1 pseudogene is annotated in these 1,753 nt (G+C 39.6%); it reads right to left on the bottom strand.

The annotated features are described in order from the left end of the window. Positions 1 to 1,753, bottom strand: a pseudogene (locus tag ACFIO3_RS12595) (hypothetical protein); the annotation flags it as partial.

Raw genomic sequence — 1,753 nt, 5'->3', positions numbered from 1 at the left:
GCATCCTTACCTTTACCTAAAGTCACACTGCTATAATCAGTTTTACCATCTGCCAGCTTATCGTAGTGAACAACAGCCGAGTCATCAGACTGAAGGCTGGTAGAAAGATCCTTCAGACTTGCATCAAGCTGCGCTTTATTAACTGCTTCATTGTCATTCTCTGCCGCCTTAACACCTGAAAGCGTCCGTTCTTTGCCCTTTTCGTCCAGAAAACTTATTTCTGTACCTGCTACTTCTTTACCAATATTGATAACTTTTGTCTTCTCATCCTGCTTGACAAGGCTATCACTGACAACATTAGTCACATCATGATGAACATTCGTGACAGAACTACTAATATCAGAAAGTGCTTCCGCTACACTCTTATAGCTTTCCTCACTTTCTTTACCTTCCGCATCAACTGTCTTAACCTTAAAACTTGGAGCTTTCCATTTTCCATCTTTATCATAACCTGCTCCTCCACCAAAATACTCAGCAAATGTCTGATTCATTGAATAAAGCTGATTGCCAGTGATCGCCTCTGTCGAACCTTTAGAAATTTCTCCATCTAATAGAAACTTTAATTTGCTGTTTTCTTGTTCCGCTATAACTTGACCATCTTTCTCTTTGTTCTTTACATGACGTGCTACAAAGGCATTGGCTTCATCATTCCATAACAAAGCATTCTGCTCAATGGTCTGTGTAAGTTCATTGCTGTTCTTAGAAAGCTCATTATGAAGATCTGTCAGCGATGTATCAACACCGCTAAAAGCTGAACCAACATCATGATATGACTGACCACCAACAACATACGTCGGAAGATTGCCTACAAGCACATCAGCACCACCACCTAAATAGCTCGATGTATTTTTAGAAACACTGTCTAGATTAGTACTCACTGTCGTAACATTTTTATTAGTTGCAAATAACTGAGAGCCATTTACAACTTCTGTCGATTCTGCTGAAAGTACTCCTGCCTTAACACCTGAAAGTATCCGGTCTTCTTTCTTACTGTTGGCAATATTGAGTTCTGTACCTTCTACTTCTTTACCAATAGTGATAACCTTCGTATTATCATCCTGCTTGGCAAGGCTATCACTGACTACATTGGTCACATCATTGTGAACATTCGTAATAGAACTTGCAACACCTGCAAGTGCTTCGGCTACACTATTGTAAACCTTTTCCTCACCAGCACTACCATCAGAATTGACAGTTTCAAGCTTGAATGTGGGTGCAACCCATTTTCCATTTTCATAGCCAGCACCTCCACCCAAATACGTCGCAACTGCTTGATTCATTGAATAAAGTTGGTTGCCAGTGATCGCTTCTGTTGAACCTTTAGAAATTTCTCCATCTAAAAGAAACTTCAATTTGCTATTGTTTCCTTCCGTTCCATGCTTAGCCACAAATGCATTGGCTTCATTATTCCAATTCAAAGAATCCTGTGCGACTCCTTCAGAAACTTCCTTAATCCTCTGATTGACATTCTTGATATTTGTATCAAGTCCTTCAAAAGCTGAACCAACATTGGTAAAAGGTTTGGCTGTTATCTTACCATCTTTATCAATCTCCGATAAACTATAGGTCGGCCCTGTAAACGCACCATTATTAAAAGCTGCATTGCCTCCTAAATAAGTAACAACCTTATCATTCGTTTCAAAAAGCTGATTACCCGTAACAGCATCTGTTGATTTAGCGCTAATCTCACCATTTGCTAGAAACGTAATTCTACTGTTTTCTTGTGTCCTTACAGCTCTGCCTTGTTCTTCTT

The organism is Bartonella sp. AD328YNZD (assembly GCF_042196425.1).
This window is presented reverse-complemented; position numbering and strand designations above follow the sequence as displayed.